The organism is Pseudomonas sp. B329, from assembly GCF_023127835.1.
GTDB classification, from domain to species: domain Bacteria; phylum Pseudomonadota; class Gammaproteobacteria; order Pseudomonadales; family Pseudomonadaceae; genus Aquipseudomonas; species Aquipseudomonas synxantha_A.
The window spans coordinates 15,667-31,977 of record NZ_SPKP01000018.1; the positions used below are offsets into that span (position 1 = coordinate 15,667).

15 protein-coding genes are annotated in these 16,311 nt (G+C 61.3%); 6 read left to right on the top strand and 9 right to left on the bottom strand.

Translation table 11 applies throughout. From position 1 onward, the window contains the following. Positions 1 to 3: 3 nt before the first annotated feature. From E4P00_RS11510 to iolC, 4 genes are all read right to left on the bottom strand, one after another. Positions 4 to 819 carry a TIM barrel protein gene (locus E4P00_RS11510; RefSeq protein ID WP_078821135.1) on the bottom strand — a complete coding sequence of 272 codons (816 nt, stop codon included), beginning with the start codon at positions 817 to 819 and terminating at the stop codon, positions 4 to 6. 26 nt (positions 820 to 845) lie between these two features. Further along, positions 846 to 1,634 (bottom strand): 5-deoxy-glucuronate isomerase, encoded by a 789-nt coding sequence (iolB, locus tag E4P00_RS11515; protein ID WP_248131509.1) that lies wholly within the window; start codon positions 1,632 to 1,634, stop codon positions 846 to 848. A gap of 3 nt (positions 1,635 to 1,637) precedes the next feature. After that, complete coding sequence (gene iolE, locus E4P00_RS11520) at positions 1,638 to 2,525, bottom strand: myo-inosose-2 dehydratase (protein WP_148853672.1); 888 nt, start codon at positions 2,523 to 2,525, stop codon at positions 1,638 to 1,640. Between the two features lie 107 nt (positions 2,526 to 2,632). Next, positions 2,633 to 4,570, bottom strand: a complete 1,938-nt coding sequence (gene iolC, locus E4P00_RS11525; RefSeq protein ID WP_248131511.1) for a 5-dehydro-2-deoxygluconokinase — start codon at positions 4,568 to 4,570, stop codon at positions 2,633 to 2,635. 284 nt (positions 4,571 to 4,854) lie between these two features. On the opposite strand from iolC, the gene E4P00_RS11530 reads away from it, so the two are divergent. Continuing rightward, the gene (locus E4P00_RS11530; protein ID WP_032876193.1) at positions 4,855 to 5,763 is read left to right on the top strand and encodes a MurR/RpiR family transcriptional regulator; all 909 of its coding nucleotides are present in this window, start codon (positions 4,855 to 4,857) and stop codon (positions 5,761 to 5,763) included. Positions 5,764 to 5,770: 7 nt separating this feature from the next. On the opposite strand, the gene E4P00_RS11535 is transcribed toward E4P00_RS11530, so the two are convergent. Continuing rightward, on the bottom strand, positions 5,771 to 7,183 hold the full coding sequence (locus E4P00_RS11535) for a PLP-dependent aminotransferase family protein (protein ID WP_078821131.1): 1,413 nt from the start codon (positions 7,181 to 7,183) through the stop codon (positions 5,771 to 5,773). 92 nt (positions 7,184 to 7,275) lie between these two features. Here E4P00_RS11535 and E4P00_RS11540 point away from each other — a divergent pair, with 92 nt between their 5' ends. Beyond that, positions 7,276 to 8,511, top strand: a complete 1,236-nt coding sequence (locus E4P00_RS11540; protein WP_078821130.1) for a multidrug effflux MFS transporter — start codon at positions 7,276 to 7,278, stop codon at positions 8,509 to 8,511. Between the two features lie 101 nt (positions 8,512 to 8,612). Here the strand turns inward: E4P00_RS11540 and E4P00_RS11545 are convergent, their stop codons facing one another. Further along, complete coding sequence (locus E4P00_RS11545) at positions 8,613 to 9,518, bottom strand: hypothetical protein (RefSeq protein WP_005787714.1); 906 nt, start codon at positions 9,516 to 9,518, stop codon at positions 8,613 to 8,615. Positions 9,519 to 9,910: 392 nt separating this feature from the next. On the opposite strand from E4P00_RS11545, the gene E4P00_RS11550 reads away from it, so the two are divergent. Both E4P00_RS11550 and E4P00_RS11555 read left to right on the top strand, forming a co-directional pair. Next, the gene (locus tag E4P00_RS11550; RefSeq protein WP_005787712.1) at positions 9,911 to 10,594 is read left to right on the top strand and encodes a response regulator transcription factor; all 684 of its coding nucleotides are present in this window, start codon (positions 9,911 to 9,913) and stop codon (positions 10,592 to 10,594) included. Further along, the gene (locus E4P00_RS11555; protein WP_032876203.1) at positions 10,572 to 11,963 is read left to right on the top strand and encodes a HAMP domain-containing sensor histidine kinase; all 1,392 of its coding nucleotides are present in this window, start codon (positions 10,572 to 10,574) and stop codon (positions 11,961 to 11,963) included. The genes E4P00_RS11550 and E4P00_RS11555 overlap by 23 nt, the downstream gene beginning before the upstream one ends. Positions 11,964 to 12,000: 37 nt before the next feature. On the opposite strand, the gene E4P00_RS11560 is transcribed toward E4P00_RS11555, so the two are convergent. Further along, positions 12,001 to 13,596: a L,D-transpeptidase family protein gene (locus tag E4P00_RS11560; protein WP_103734389.1), complete on the bottom strand. Its 1,596-nt coding sequence runs from the start codon at positions 13,594 to 13,596 to the stop codon at positions 12,001 to 12,003. A gap of 40 nt (positions 13,597 to 13,636) precedes the next feature. On the opposite strand from E4P00_RS11560, the gene E4P00_RS11565 reads away from it, so the two are divergent. Further along, on the top strand, positions 13,637 to 14,350 hold the full coding sequence (locus E4P00_RS11565; protein ID WP_216091238.1) for a murein L,D-transpeptidase catalytic domain family protein: 714 nt from the start codon (positions 13,637 to 13,639) through the stop codon (positions 14,348 to 14,350). A gap of 30 nt (positions 14,351 to 14,380) precedes the next feature. Beyond that, on the top strand, positions 14,381 to 15,127 hold the full coding sequence (locus tag E4P00_RS11570; protein WP_032876212.1) for a creatininase family protein: 747 nt from the start codon (positions 14,381 to 14,383) through the stop codon (positions 15,125 to 15,127). A gap of 137 nt (positions 15,128 to 15,264) precedes the next feature. On the opposite strand, the gene E4P00_RS11575 is transcribed toward E4P00_RS11570, so the two are convergent. Further along, on the bottom strand, positions 15,265 to 15,606 hold the full coding sequence (locus E4P00_RS11575; RefSeq protein WP_032876214.1) for a hypothetical protein: 342 nt from the start codon (positions 15,604 to 15,606) through the stop codon (positions 15,265 to 15,267). A 45-nt stretch (positions 15,607 to 15,651) separates the two neighbouring features. Beyond that, complete coding sequence (locus E4P00_RS11580; RefSeq protein WP_005787702.1) at positions 15,652 to 16,296, bottom strand: hypothetical protein; 645 nt, start codon at positions 16,294 to 16,296, stop codon at positions 15,652 to 15,654. Positions 16,297 to 16,311 lie beyond the last annotated feature (15 nt).

Genomic DNA, 16,311 nt, shown 5'->3' on the forward strand with positions numbered 1-16,311 from the left:
CCCTTATCGTTTTTGCAGGTGGGCGATGCTTGCCCCCAACGCCTGCCGGATATCCGCCAATCCATGCACGCTTTCGGCAAACGGCTCGAACGATAGATAGCCGCTGTAGCCGGTGCTCAGCAAGGTGTCGATCTGCGCCGCATTCCCGAGAATATCGTCCTCGCCCACCAGCACGCGGTGGCCGTCGCGGATTGAGTCAAGCGGCGCCTCGTGGTCTTCCACCCCGGAGATATGCACCAGCCCGGTCAGCTCCGGGAAGAACTCATGCTCGCCGGCCAAATGATGGTGAAAGGTGTCATGCACCACACGAAACACATCCAGGCCACCGATGGCCTTGATTGCATCCACTGCCACGCGCTTGCGGCGCAGGGCGGATACTGCGAAGCCCAGGGGTTCGATGAAACCGAGAATCCCGTACTCACGCAGGATCAATGCCAGTTCGCTCAACGCGGTGCGCAAACCAGCGGCGCGCTGCGCGTCGTTACGCGTATCGCCAGGCTGATTGAACGGGCACATCACCAGGCCCTGGGCCCCGCACTCACGGGCGTAGGTGGCCAGTTCGATTGCCTGAGCGCGGCGTTCGTCGTTCCACACATCAAAAGGGTACAGCGCGTTGATCGACAGCACCTTGATGCCCTGCGCCGCGCACAACTCACGCACGCGGGCGGCGGACATGCCGTATTCGATTTCGCGGTTTTTGAGGTCGTTGCGAATCTCGATGGCATCGCACTGGAGGGCTTTGGCCAGCTGGATAAAATCCGCCAGGGGCAAGTCAGGCGCGACCATACGGTTAAGGGCAAAACGTAGCGGCGACTTCATTGTTGTTGTTCTCCGTCCAAAACCGTTTAAAGGTCCAGCAGCCAACTGTGCTGCGGGTCGTTATGGAAATGCCAGGCGCGCTTGGGGCCGGCCATGACATTGAGGTAATAAGACTCGTAGCCATACGGCACGCTGACCGGGTGATACCCCTTGGGCACCACCACCAGGTCGCTGTTTTCCACGGCCATGGCCTGGTCGATGCTGCGGTCGTCGGTGTACACGCGCTGGAACACAAAGCCCTGGGGTGGATTGACCTGGTGGTAGTAGGTTTCTTCCAGAAAGCTCTGGTGCGGCAGGTCATCGGTATCGTGTTTGTGCGGCGGGTAACTTGAGGAATGCCCCGACGGTGTGCGCACTTCCACCACCAGCAGCGAATGGGCCGGCTCGCTGTCGGGCAGGATGTCGCAGACGTAGCGAGTGCTGGCGCCTTTGCCGCGCACACTGCGTTTGCACTGCTCGGGGCGGATCAGGCGCGGGGCAAAACCCGCCGCACCCGGCGCCGCACACACGGCAATCTGTACATCGCTCAGGGCCGTGACCTGGGCGTCGATGCCCGGCGGCAAATAGGCGGCGAACGGTGATTTGTCTTCGAACACCGACTGGCGATCACCCAGGTTCTGCCAATTGAAGCCTTCGCCTTCGATATTCACCCGACCGCTGAGCAGCACCAGGCACAGCTCCTGATCGCCCGCGCTGACCGGCAAGGTTTCGCCCAGGCTCAAGCGGTAAGCGGCGAAGCCTACGTACTCCAGGCGCCCCGCCTCCAGGGCAACCATGGTTTGCCCGCGTTTGCTGCTTTTGACCAACAAGCTCATCACTCAAACCCTCTCGTTGAGAAGCGCACGCAAGGTGTCATAGCCCTTTTTCGCGTAGATATAACTGGGCGCCACGGCCGGGTCCTGCTCGGCTTCCACCACCAGCCAGCCTGCGTAGTTCGCAGCCAGCAGCACGTCCAGTAACGACGCAAAGTCGATATCGCCGTCCCCTGGCACGGTGAAAGTGCCGTTGACGATGCAATCGGGAAAACTCCACATCTGATTGCGCGCCAATTGCACCACGGGTTTGCGCACGTCCTTGAAATGCACATGGCAAACGCGGTCGATGTGCTTGCGCAACACCTCGATGGGTTCGCCGCCGCCCATGTAGCAGTGGCCCGAATCGAACAAGAGGCCGACTTCCGGCCCCGTACGTTTCATCAACTGGTCAATGTCTTCGGGAGACTCGACGTAGGCGCCCATATGGTGGTGGTAGGCCAGGCGCACGCCTTGAGACAAGGTGAAACGCGCCAGCTCGGTGAGCTTGTCGGCGTACGCCTGCCAGGCCTGTTCGCTATGAAAACGCGGACGTTCTATCAGGCGAATGCGTGAACCCTGGATCGAATCGGCGACTTCGCCGTACACCAGTACGTTGGCACCGTTTTGTTTGAGCAGTTCGACATGGCCGGCAATGGCCTCGATCTCCTCGGCCACCGAACGACGGGCCAGGCGGCTGGAGTACCAGCCCGAGACCAGCGCCAGGTCATAGGGACGCAGCACGTCGCCGACGCCCTTGGCATCCTTGGGAAACTTGCCATTGAGTTCAAAACCTTCGTAGCCGATGTCCTTGCCTTCACTCAGGGCCGTGCTCAGCGGGGTTTCACCGCCAAGGGCCGGGAGGTCGTCGTTGCTCCAGGAGATCGGGTTGATGCCAATTCGGATTGCGGGCATGGCTGCACCTTTTATTGTTTTCTCTAGAGATCACTGAGATCTGCTTTATGTGGGAGGGGGCTTGCTCCCTCCCACATTGGATTGCATTGCACATTTGGAATGTGTGACTAAATTCGAGCACTGCGCCAGGCGTTGATGAGTTGTTCGAAGGTAGCCTGTACCTGCTGGATCAAGGTCTCATCATCGATCTCCCCCGCCATCCACGCCCGGCTCGGCTCCTGGAAGATCGTGCGGCCGACGGCAAATCCGCGGCAGGTGGTGCTCAGGCGGGCTTGCTGAAAACCGTCGGCAAGACATTCAGCCGACGCGTTCAGGCCAAGCAGCACCACGCCACGGCAGTATGGGTCGCGCTCCTGGATCAGTTCGTCGAGCTTTTTCCAGTCGGCGGCCGACTGCGCTTCGATCTTCCACCAGGCCGGGTAGATACCCAAGTTGTACAGGCGCTTGAGGCTGCGATACAAAACGTCGGGATAAGTGGAGGGGTGATCCTTGGGCGGGATGACTTCCAGCAGCAGTTCATGGCCGCTGACGATGGACGCCTCATACACCGCCTTGAGCTGCGCCTCCTGTTCCAGGCGCAGCATAGGTTCGTCATCGGGGTGAAATTGCACCAGGCATTTGATGATCTGTTCCTGGGGCCAGGCAATCAGGTTGCTGCCCACCGAGCGACCGTGTTCGAACGCCAGAGGCCGTGAGTTCTGCACTTCGACCGGGCGGGCAATCCACCAGCCTCGGCCGCTGGCGGCATTGAGGGCATCCTGGCCAAAACGCTGATCGGCAAGCAGGCCCACGTCGGCCTCGATGCCCTGCTCGGCGAGCTTGGTCTCCACACGTTCGATGGCCTGGATAAACAGCTGCTTGATGGCGCTGATTCGCGTCAAGTCCTGGCCGCCTTTTTGCGCCAGGTCCACCAGCTGCCAGCGGTGGTCGAAGGCAAACACGAACAGTTGCTTCCAAGCCTTGCGCGGCACCGTGACGCGGTGCAGGCGCTGCAGGGTCGCATCCTGATCGGGACGGGTGATCGGCACCGGGCTGTTGAACAGGTAATCGAGTTCGGCGGGCGTGGGCATGGCCGGCGCACAGGCGTGCCGCGAGACCACCAGGCCGCCACAGGCATTGGCCAACTGGCTGCAACGCTCGTCGCTGGCGTCGTTGAGCCAGCCACTGAGAAAGCCTGACATGAAGGCATCGCCAGCACCCAGCACATTAAGCACTTCAACGCGCACACCGGGATAGATAGCCCCGTCCTCCAACCGCGCAGGGATCTCGCCGTGGATCACCGTGCAGCCTTGCGGGCCGAGCTTGACCACCAGGGTGGCGGGCGTCAGTTCGCGCACCGTGCGCAGGGCGGTGAGCAGGTCTTCACTGCCACCGGCGATGAGGAATTCTTCTTCAGTGCCGACGATCAGGTCGAAACGCGTCAGGATTTTCTGCACATGCTGGCTGACATTCTGGTCGGCAACAAAACGGGTTTCGCCATCGGCCTTGCCCGCCAGGCCCCACAGCACAGGGCGGTAGTCAATATCCAGCACCCGTTTGACGTTGTGTTTGGCTGCGTAATCCAGCGCCTGAATGCTGGCCTTGTACACACCGTCGGTGGAGAAATGCGTGCCGGTGATCAGCAGCGCCTTGCTCGATGCAACAAAGGCTTCGCTGATGTCTTCGGCGCGCAGGGCCATGTCGGCGCAGTTTTCGCGGTAGAACACCAGGGGAAAGGTTTCACGGTCTTTGAGACCCAGCAGCACCAGGGCGGTGAGGCGTTCGGGGTCGACCTTGATGCCGCTGACATCGCAACCTTCGCGGGCCAGGGATTCGATCAGAAAACGGCCCATATGGTCGTCGCCCACCCGGCTCAGCATCGCCGACTTGAGCCCCAGCCGGGCAGTGCCGAAGGCGATGTTGGCGGAGGAACCGCCGAGGTATTTGGCAAAGCTGGACACATCCTCAAGCCGCGCACCCACTTGCTGCGCGTAGAGGTCGACGCCCAGGCGCCCCAGGCAAATCAGATCCAATTGACGCCCACTGGCAAAACGAGTCTGGCCCATGCTGGCTCCTGTTATTTTTATCAGCCTGCGTTGTGCCGCCGTAGTGGCGGCAAACGCTCTTGGTGGGAGCAGACTAGAACGTCCGACGGCGGCAATCAATATTTATTCCATAATTATTTTTAGTGGAATATATTTTCCAATACGTCAGCATAGCGGCACGCCAGCGCCCGTGCATCGTTTCAGCAGGCCACGCGGGCCGTGATGCCGAGGTATTTTTTTGCGCCTACCCTGTAGACTTGCGCCACCCATCAGCGCATCAGACGAACACGCCAGAAGGATTGCCCATGTCCCGCACCGATCCCGAGACCACCCTGGAAGCAACTGTCGCCAGCCCTCCGATCAATGCCGAACGCCTGTTGCAGCTGATCACCGACGAATACGAAAGCCTGCCGCGCCAGCTCAAGCGCATCGCCAGTTACATGAGCCAGCAGAGCGACCGGATCATGGTCGATCGCATCAGTGACATCGCCCGTGAATGCGAAGTGCACCCCTCGGCCATCGTGCGGTTTTCCCAGCGTTTCGGCTTCAGCGGTTTCAGTGAAATGCAGGCGCTGTTTCGCGAGGCCTATACCCACAAGACCACACCGGTGCAGAACTACCAGCAGCGCATCCGCAGCATGATCGCCAACAAGTCGCAGAAAGCCAGCGGCGGCGACCTGGCGCGTGAGTGTGTCAACGCCACCCTGTCCGGCATCGAACGCCTGGGCCTGGAACTGGACGATGCGGCCTTCGAGAAAGCCGTGGACCTGGTGGTCAATGCCGACAACATCTATGTGGTCGGTGTGCGCCGTTCCTTTGCCGTGGCCGACTACCTGGTCTACAACCTGCAGCACACCAACAAGCGCATCCACCTGATCTCGGGGCTAGGCGGCAGTTATCGCGAGCAGATGCGCAGCGTGCGCGCCAATGACCTGGTGATTGCCATCAGTTTTACGCCCTACGGCAAAGAGACCCAGCACTGCCTGCGCATCGCGCAGCATCACCAGGCCAAGACCTTGATCATCACCGACAGCAACCTGTCGCCGCTGGCCAAGCGCGCGAATGCGGTGCTGTTGGTCAATGAAGGCTCATCGTTTGCCTTTCGCTCGCTGAGCGCCACCTTGTGCCTGTGCCAGGCGTTGTTTATTGCGGTGGCCTATCGGTTGGAATTGAAGGTGGATGAAATTCATGAGCAGGTCGGGTTCGACGACTGACGCGCTCCTACAGCAATTGCGCCAGAGCCCGGCCGTGGAAGCGGATCTGCGCGAGGGTCAATGCGGTGTAGCCGACAATCACGGCGGGCGGCAACGTTACATCGACACAAAACTTGCCCAGTGGCTGCAAACTCAGCCCGGCGTCGGCGGCGCGGGCGCAGAAATCCGCCTCTGGCACCCCTGCCGGTAACCACAGCACAAAATGCAGCCCGGCCTGCTCGCCAGTGACCGTGACGTCCGGCGGGAGGCAAGCGAGCAAGGCATCACGCCGCGCCTGATAGGCCTGACGCGAAGCGCGCAAATGCCGCACAAACGCACCGCTGCCAAGAAAGTCCACCAGGCCCGACTGATCGCTGGCGCCCACCGAATGCCCGGTCAGTTGCAAGGTGCGCAGCAGTGACGGACGCAGGGTTTTGGGCACCACCATGAAACCGACTCGCAACCCTGGAAACAGGTTCTTGTTAAAGCTGCCGCAGTAGAGCACGCGGTCGTTCGCATCCAGGGACTTGAGCGCGGCCAAAGGTGCGCTGTTGTAGTTGTACTCGCTGTCGTAGTCGTCTTCGACCACCCAGGCATCGGCTCGACTTGCCCAGTCCAGCAGCGCCAGACGGTGCGACACCGACAGGGTCACGCCCAGCGGGGCCTGGTGCGCGGGGGTGACATACACCAGTCGTGCGTGGGCAGGCAACTGAGCGGTATCGAGCCCTTCGGCGGTGACCGGGATCGACTGCACCTGTGCGCCGGCCAGCTTGAACAGACGCCGCGCCGGGGTGTAGCCGGGGTCCTCGACGCAGGCCAGGTCACCCGGTTGGAGCAGCGTGCGGGCGATCAGGTCAAGGCCATGACGAATACCCGTGGTGACAATCACTTCATCCGCCTCGCAGTGCATGCCGCGATAACTGCGCAAGTAATCCGCAATGTGCTCACGCAGGGCCGGCAGCCCACCAGGATGCGCGGCCTCCAGTACACCAGGGCCTGCGGCCAACAACCCACGGGCGACGCAACGCGCCCAGGCTTTCAGGTCGAACAGGCCGGCATCCGGGCGCCGTGCGACAAAGGGCACATGGCTCTGTACCCCGGCGTGGGGTGGGTCGGGGTCAACCGGGCGGCGCAGCATTTGTTTTGACGCCGGGGCCGCAATGAATTGCTCGGGAATCACCGCGCGCACCCGCGTGCCAGAGCCCGCCACGCGCTGCACATAGCCTTCGCTGTGCAAGCGGTCGAACACGACCTCAAGGGTGCCGCGCGAAACCTGCCAGCGCTCGGCCAGGCTGCGGGTCGATGGCAAACGGCTGTCGGCCGGCAACTGCCGAGTCAGGATCGCCCCCCGCAAAGCCTCATAGGCGCCCTGCTGTTTACCCTCGCCCAAGTTGTCCGGGCGCGGCAAGTCAAGGTTGGAGGCGGCTTTTCCTCGGCTCATAGTGGTCCAATCCTTCCATGCACAAGTGGTTCTGCGGATTAAACCACAACGCCGCTAGAGTCCGGGCTCTACCCCTCGCGAAGTAACCGCCCATGACGCAACGCATTCTCGCTCCCTGGTTCTGGCTAACGCTGCTGACGGTCCTGGTGGGCTTGCCGCGCCTCACCCTGGACCTGCACTTGCCCGCCCTGCCCGCTATGGCCGACTACTTCCAGACCTCCGATAGCCAACTGCAGCTGGTACTGACGCTCTACACCCTCGGATCGGCGATTTCCTTGCTGGTCAGCGGCCCGCTTACCGACCGCTTCGGCCGGCGTCCGGTGTTGCTGGCCGGGTTGACGACGTATGTACTGGCAACCCTCACCTGCGCACTGGCCGACAGCCTGAGGGTATTGATCATTGCGCGGCTGTTCCAGGCCCTTGGTGGGTGTTGCACCACGGTAATAGGCCGGGTGATCGTGCGCGACTATTTTGCCCCACAGGAGCAGGCGCGCTTGCTGGGGTTGATCTCCATGGCAATGGCGGTCTCGCCCATGGCCGCGCCGGTGCTTGGCAGCGTGCTGTTGCCCCTCTTGGGTTGGCGGGGTTTGTTTGTTTTGCTGGCGGTGATTGGCAGCCTGTTGTGCCTGGTGGTCCAGCGCCGTCTGCCGGAAACCCGTCCGCCACAAGTGGCCGCCGCGCCACCCACCCACTTGCTGAGCATCTACGGCCAACTGCTGCGCGACCGCTATTTCCTGCGTTATGCCTTGGCGATCGGCTGCGTGTACAGCACCTATTTTCCGTTTATCAGCGAGTCTTCGGCGTTGCTGCAACGCGGCTTTGATTTATCGCCGAGCGCCTACGCCCTGGTATTTGCCGCAACGATCAGTGGCTATGTGTTCGGCGCCAACCTGTTCCGCCGCCTGGTAGCGCGGTTCGAGGCAGACCGCTTGATCAGCTTCGCCATCGGCCTGAATGTGCTGGGCAGCGTACTGCTTGCGACGGCCACGACACTGCTGGCGCAGGATTGGCTGGCGATTGTGTTGCCGATGGTGGTGATCATGGTGTCGGTGGGGCTGACGATGCCCGCCTGCCAGTTGTCGGTGTTGCAGCCCTACGGCGCGATTGCCGGTACGGCGTCGGGGTTGTTCTTTTTTATTCAGATGTTTGTGACGGCTGCGAGCAGTTGGGCCACCGGGCTGCTATCGGATGGTACTGCACAACCGTTGGTAATCATGACATCGCTGGCCAGCACCTTGCTGGTCATCAGTTGGCTGACGTTGCGCAAAACGAAAAGTGGGAAGGAGCAAAGCCCTTCCCACCCTTTACCGAGCCAGGCCCGGGTTTAGTGCATGAAGATCGCGATCAGAATGATCACCGGAATCGGCACGCCGAGGAACCACAGCAGTAATGAGCGCATGATGCTTTCCTTAAATGAATGGGCCTTGAATTAACGAACGTAGTTTTCGGTTTCGACGTACACCACGGCATCCCGGCGGCGACCGCCGAAGGTGGCAGCGAAGCTGGCGAAGAATGCACCGATCAACAGCGCCACGAAGGTCCACAGCGAGGTATAGGCAGCCACTTTCGCGGCGGTCTCGGCGGCCTGCTTGGCTTTGAGCTTGGCGTCTTCGATGGCTTTACGGGCATCGCCGTACACTTTATCGATACGCGCTTCGGCATCCGCCTGGCTGAGGTTGGTACGCTGGGTGATCAACTGGGCCAGGTAGGCACGGTCTTCGGCGGCCAGTTGACCGTCATTGCTCAGGGTCCGGGCGAAGATACGGCCGACCACGGCATGGGCCGCATCGTCGCTGACCGCGGCTGGGCGGTCATCGCGGAACAGGCTGTCGACGTAGTAGCCGAAGTCGCCGCTGTCGGCACCTTTGGCTGCGCTGCCGGCTGCTTGGGTCAAGCCACTGGCGGCGCCCGACGCAACGCTGGCACCGGCTTTCACACCACCACTGACGACACTGCTGACCGAACCGACCACAAGCATTGCAGTGATCAATGTAGCCACGGCCCACGCCAGGAAACCATGGGCGGTATCGCGAAAGTACACTTCATCGCCATGCATGTTGGCCCACTTCACCCGCAAGCGGCCGGCGATGTAGCCACCCAGGCCCGAAGCGACGATCTGGGTAAAGGCCAGCCAGACAATCGTGGAAATGCCAAGGCCCTTGGCACTGATACCGCTATCGGCCCACGGCGACACCGCCGAAAAGCCCAGGCCGAAGCCCAGCAGCACCAGAATCAGTGACAGCGCAGCCGCCGCAGCGGCCCCGGCGAAGATCGCCCCCCAGGAAACCCCGGAGAGCGTGCTTGACTCTTGCAGCGCGGATGAGGATGTGATCATTGTTGTTTTGCTCCAGGCATGAAAAATAGTGTTACAAGTCTCAAAAGGGACAGTGCAGGCACCATGCCAGTCGGCAAATAATTTAAATTCCTTGTATTTCAATAAGTTAATTAAATTGAACTTACTTAAGTCATGCAAGTTGCAAGAAACGGCCGTTAAGGGCGGGCGATATGCATTCATGTGGGAGGGGGCTTGCTCCCGATAGCACTGTGTCAGTCAACAAACTCTTGCCTGAGACACCGCTATCGGGAGCAAGCCCCCTCCCACATCGATTCGTGCCAGTCATGAACAGGTGGCAGTTTTGCCAAGATGAAGTTTTATTTAGGAAACATTCAGCAACTTCTTGGCAAAATGACGTCCACTTCTAGTGTGAACGCTCACCAGGTAATCCTATGACCCGCATTTTGACCATCGAGGATGACGCCGTAACGGCCCGCGAGATCGTCGCCGAGCTGAGTAGCCATGGACTGGACGTAGACTGGGTAGACAACGGCCGCGAGGGCCTGGTCCGCGCCGTAAGCGGCGATTACGACCTGATCACCCTCGACCGCATGTTGCCCGAACTGGATGGCCTGGCCATCGTTACCACCTTGCGCACGATTGGCGTATCGACGCCGATCCTGATGATCAGCGCCCTCTCCGATGTCGACGAGCGTGTACGTGGCCTGCGTGCCGGCGGTGATGACTATCTGACCAAGCCGTTCGCCTCCGACGAAATGGCCGCCCGTGTCGAAGTGCTGCTGCGGCGCAAAAGCACGGTCAAGGAGTTCGAAACCGCCCTGCGCGTGGCGGACCTGGAATTGAACCTGATCAGCCGCGAAGCCAGCCGCGCCGAGCAGCCGCTGACCCTGTTGCCCACCGAATACAAACTGCTGGAATTCCTGATGCGCAACACCGGGCAGATCCTGTCGCGGATGATGATTTTCGAGGAAGTCTGGGGTTATCACTTTGACCCGGGCACCAACCTGATCGATGTGCACATCGGTCGCCTGCGCAAGAAAATCGATCCCCCGGGCCTCACGCCGCTGATCCGCACGGTACGAGGTTCCGGGTATGTCATTGCTGAACCCCTCTAAGGGCTGGCGCTCTTCCAGCAGCCGCCTGCTGGCGCTGTACAGCTCGTTGTTCGTGGCGTGGAGTTGCATCCTCATGGGGGTGCTGTATTACGAGGTGTCAGGCTACCTCAGCGACCTCTCGCGCCATTCTCTTCTGCAACGCCAGCACTTGTTCCAGCGCTTCGACGGCGAAGCCCTGGTGGAAGCGCTGACCACCAGCATGACCTTCGACATGAAGGGCGTGGATGCTTATGGCTTGTTCGATGAGCAGTTTCGGCCCCTGAGCGGGCCGATCCGCACGGTACCGGCGGACCTGCCCCTGGATGGCAAGATCCACACCCTGGCCAATTGCGTCGAATCCGATGACCCCAAGCTGCCCAAGGACAGCTGCGACGCCGTGGCCACCCACACCGACGACGGGCGCTGGCTGGTGCTGGTGCGCGCCAACGGTTCGTTGTTCGGCGTGACGCGGATCATCTGGCATGCCCTGTTGTGGGCGCTGTCGTTGACCATCATCCCCGGCGCTGCGGGCTGGCACCTGCTGCGCCGGCGTCCGTTGCGGCGCATCCGCGGGATCCAGGCCAGCGCCGAAGCCATCGTCGCCGGCGACCTGACGCACCGCTTGCCGCTGTCCAATCGGCGCGACGAACTGGACATGCTCGCGGCCATCGTCAACGCCATGCTCGAACGCATCGAGAAACTGATGAACGAGGTCAAGGGCGTGTGCGACGCCATCGCCCATGACCTGCGTACCCCCCTCACCCGCCTGCGCGCACAGCTTTACCGCATCAAGCAGCAAGCCGAGGAAGACTCCGCCCACGCAGTGAAACTCGATGACGCCATTGCCGAAACCGACACGCTGATGGCGCGCTTTCGCGGGCTGCTGCGCATTTCCGAACTGGAAGATCACCAGCGCAGGTCAGGCTTCCTGGTGCTGGACCCGCTGCCGTTGCTGCGCGAATTGCATGACTTTTATCTGCCCCTGGCGGAGGAAGGTGAAATGGAGTTGGTATTGCAGGCTCCCGAATCGCTGCCGTGGGTAACGGGCGACCGCGCCCTGTTGTTTGAAGCCTTGGCCAACCTGTTGAGCAATTCGATCAAGTTCACTCCGCCCAATGGCAAGGTCATCCTGCGAGCGGTCAATGATATGGGCAGTACGCGCATTGAAGTGCTCGACTCGGGGCCCGGAATTCCGGCGGCTGAACGCGCGTCGGTGTTCCAGCGCTTTTATCGGGTGGATGAAAACGATCAGCAAGGTGGCTTTGGTCTGGGGCTGTCGATTGTGGCGGCGATCATCAACCTGCATGGCTTCAAGCTCGACGTCGGTACCAGTGAGCTGGGCGGCGCCCGACTGGTGCTGGAATGTCGCCAGCAGTTGATACCTGAATAGGTCAGATGGGGTCATGAAGACCCCTGCCACATTGTGCCTAGAGCACACTTCCCATGGCTTTGATCAACACCGGATCAAGCGCATAGATATCCGGCGCATAGACCAGGCTCCCCTGACGATCCACTTCCACCGTCCAATACCCCAACAGCACCGGCACCGGGGTGGCCAGTCTGAATTCATGGGTCAAGCCGGTGGCCAACAGTTCATCGGTACGGGTGCGTTCGGCCGGGGTCACCAGCAGGTCACGCAGCAGCAGCGGTTGCTCGACCCTCACACACCCCGAACTGAACGCCCTTGGCCCCTTGGTAAACAGCGGCTGGCTGGGCGTGTCGTGCAGGTACACCGAGAACGGGTTGGGGAAGCGCATCACGATCTTGCCCAGCGGGTTGCGCGGGCCAGCCTGTTGGCGCAGCAGGATATTACCAGGGCGCGCCCAATCGACCTGCTCGGGGGTCAGCGGATGACCTTCGGCGTCGAGTACTTGCAGGTTTTGCTGGCGCAGGTACTCGGGGTTGAGGCGGATAGCCGGGAGTTTGTCCTCGCGCATGATGGTCGGCGGGATGGTCCAGGTGGGGTTGAGGGTCAGCCGCGTGATGCGCGACTTGAGCAGCGGTGTCTGGCGTTCGGCGCGGCCCACTTGCAAGCGGGTTTGCCACACCGGGATGCCGCTCTGGTACACGCTCAATTGCGCGGCGGCCACATTGACCACTACGCCTTCAGGCTCAAGGTCCTGGGCCAGCCAGCGGAAACGCTCCAGGTTGATGCGCAGTTGCTCGCGGCGTACCGCCGGGCTGATGTTAAGTTCGGCCACGGTGCCGGCGCCGATCACGCCATCGGCTTGCAACGAGTGGCTGAGCTGGAACGCCTTCGCCGCCTTGACCAGGTCGCCCTGATATTGCTTGCCGTTGGGCAACTTGGCCAGATAGCCGCCACTGTGCAGGCGTCGCGCCAACTCCGGCACGCGCGGGTCTTCCATGCCGGGGCGTAACAACGGGCCACTACCCACCACGTCCCAGTGCGGTAAAGGCTGCTGGCGCAGGCTGGAATAGACGTTGCGCAGGCTGCGGTACAAGTCTGCACTTGGGCGTGCCTGGTCAAACGCTTTGGCCATGTCCTGCAAGCCAGTGGCGGCAAATGCCAATACTACGGTGTTCGGGTCCGTCGCAGGCGGTTGCGAATGCCAGAGCGGTTCATAGCGCGATTGCAGCAGGCGCCCGTAATGCAAATCGTGCAGGGCTTGCAGGTATTGCTGGCTGGTCGCGATATCGCTGCACAGCACGTTGGCCGTGGCATCTACCGCAGGCAAGCTATAGTGGGTGGGGTCCAGGCCGTCGTCGGCCAGCATCAACAACTGGGTTTGCAAGGCTTGCCGGGACTCGTCGGCCGACCATAACGGTGCATTGCCTTGCTGCTGGTAAAAGGCTTGCAGGCGCACTTGGGCGGTGGCATCGACCCGCGAGACCAGGTGGGGGCAGACGCTGGGCAGTTGCGCCAGCGCCTGCTGTACCGGCGCCAGGTCGACGGGCGCAGGCGTGGTCACAGGCAGCGGCTCAGGCGCCAGCGCATCGGCTGTCGCGACCAATGGTGCAACGAGCAGGCAAATGCTCAAGTAACATGCGTGTTTTTTGAACAATTGACTTAGCTCCACTCCACAGCGGGGGAATCGACTGTAGATGCTGACTTTTATGCGCCACCTCGGCTTGATCACCGGGGGCCTGGCTTTACTGAGCAATTTTGCGCTCGCGGCCACTGGCACCCCACCTTCCTTGTATAGCAGCCTGGCGCGCTCGGCTCCAGAACTCAATCCCACTGTACTCAAAAGCGCCCTGAGCGCGGTGCAGTGCGCTGTCAATAACGGCGAAGAACGTTCCGATCGCCTAGCGGTTATTGACTACTCCCAGCCCTCGACCGCCCGTCGGCTGTGGATCTTCGATTTGCGCAAACAGACCCTGCTGCTGCGTGACCTGGTGGCGCATGGCGCCAAGTCCGGGGAAAACTTCGCCACCCAGTTCTCCAATCTCGAAGGCAGCCATCAATCCAGCCTGGGCTTGTTCCGCACCCAGGAAAGCTACCTCGGCGCTCATGGCTACTCGCTGCGCATGGATGGCCTGGAGCCCGGCTTCAATGACCTGGCGCGCGACCGCGCCATCGTGATCCATGCCGCCGACTACGTCAGCCCGTTGTGGAGCAAGCGCGAAGGCCGCATCGGCCGCAGCCAGGGCTGCCCGGCAGTACGCCCGCAGGTCGCCCGTCAAGTGGTAGACAAGCTCAAGGATGGGCAGTTCATGTTTTCCTGGTACCCCGACCAGCGCTGGTTGAAGTCCTCGGCGTACCTCAATTGCAAGCCCCAACAGGTAGCGAGTAGTCGTACAATCCGTGGCGGATAGCCTGTCCCCACAGATAAAAGAGAGCCTCGCATGCTTCTACACACCAGCACCTGGATCGAAATCGGGCAGTTCCTGGAACGCAGCCGCACGGTCGTGATCCCCATCGGCTCCAACGAACAACACGGCCCCACGGGCCTGCTGGGCACCGACTGGATGTGCCCGGAGATCATCGCCCATGAGGCGCAAAAAAACGCCGACATTCTGATCGGCCCTACTTTCAATATCGGCATGGCCCAGCACCACCTGGGGTTTCCCGGCACCATCTCGCTGCGCCCTTCCACCTTTATCGCCGCGATTGGCGATTGGGTGCGTTCGCTGGCCGGGCATGGCTTCGAGAAAATCCTGTTCCTGAACGGCCACGGCGGCAATATCGCCACGATCGAAGCGGCGTTTTCCGAGCTGTACGCCGAAGCCAGCTTCGCCCGCCGCCCGGCCGGGTTTGCGCTGAAGCTGGTGAACTGGTGGGACCTGGAAGGCGTCACCGACCTGGCCCAGCGCCAGTTCCCGGTCGGCCACGGCAGCCACGCCACGCCGTCGGAGATTGCGGTGACGCAGTGGGCTTACCCGCAGTCGATCAAGTCTGCCGATTACTCACCGCAAATTGCCAACACCGGGCCGATCCGCGAGGCGCTGGACTTTCGCGCGCGCTTCCCCGATGGCCGCATGGGTTCGGACCCGGCGCTGGCGACGGTGGAGAAAGGCGGTGAGTTGGTGGCGTTGGCGGCGCTGGGGCTGATCAAGACCGTGAGCAGTTTCAGCAACGAAGCCAAACCCTGAGCCGAGTGTTGGTCCAAATGTGGGAGGGGGCCTGCTCCCGATAGCAGTGTGTCAGTCAGCTCACCTGTAGCTGACCCACCGCCATCGGGAGCAAGCCCCCTCCCACATTTTGAAATGCATTGCCTTTCAGAGCGGGCTTACTTGCAGTCCTGGGCCGCCTGCTCAAGCCGCGACGGTTTGATCGCCGAGGCCAGCGGTTTGCGCTCATACAGGAACACTTTGGTGCCGTCCTGGGACTTGTAGGCTTCCAGCACATCATCAGCAGCAATCTTGCTGGTCAACAGCACCTTGGCGTGACGCGAATTCTGCGTCACGGTCGAGGTGATGCCGTGTTTTTCCAGCTTGGGCAATACGCATTGCACATAGCCTTCTGGGGTCTTGTCGGTTTGCAGGGTCAGCGATGGGGCATTGGGAGCCGTGATACAACCGGTCAGCAACGAGGCTGCAAAAGCCAGGGCCGGAGCGAAAAAAGAGCGCATACAGATTCCTGAAAATAACCAATAGGGTTCACATCCACTCGCGAATCAACCTGCGCGAACCAGGGCCTTGAGCGACACATCGAACTGCTTCAGGGCATCTTGCTGTACATCTCGCTGCTGCTCGATCAGCGCGGCAATCTCCGGCGCCGCCTTGCCGTGCACCCACACTGACGGCACTTGCCTGTCCACCGAACCTTCGGCCTTGGCGATGTATTGCAGGTTCGCGTCATAGAAGCGTGCTGCAAAGCGTGCCTCGACCCGGTCGTTACGCTGGGTCAGCAATTGGTTATGGGTATCGAGCACCACCACCACATCCGGATGCGCCTGCACCATGTCATCCAGGCTGCCATAGACCGTCACCGAGAAAAAAGCGCCCTGCAGCGAGTTCATCAACCAGTCGATGGCCAGCTCGGGATCGGAGCTGTTGACGAACGCCTGGCGAATCCGCCCATCCAGAGCATCCTTGGCGCCGTTAAGTGCCATGGCATGGTAGCGCTCAAGGTAGATGAGGTTGTCGCGGGTATTTTCGCTGAACAACACCCCTACCCTCTGGGTGCGTTGCAGGGATTCTACGCTAGCGGCCAGCGGCAGCAAATGGCCTGTACGCAGCTCATCGGCAATCGCCGGGGTGGTCATGAGGGTGGTGCCCAACATCAGGGCCATTAAAGCAAGCTGGATAATCGTCCTCATCGCGCATTTCCTTGA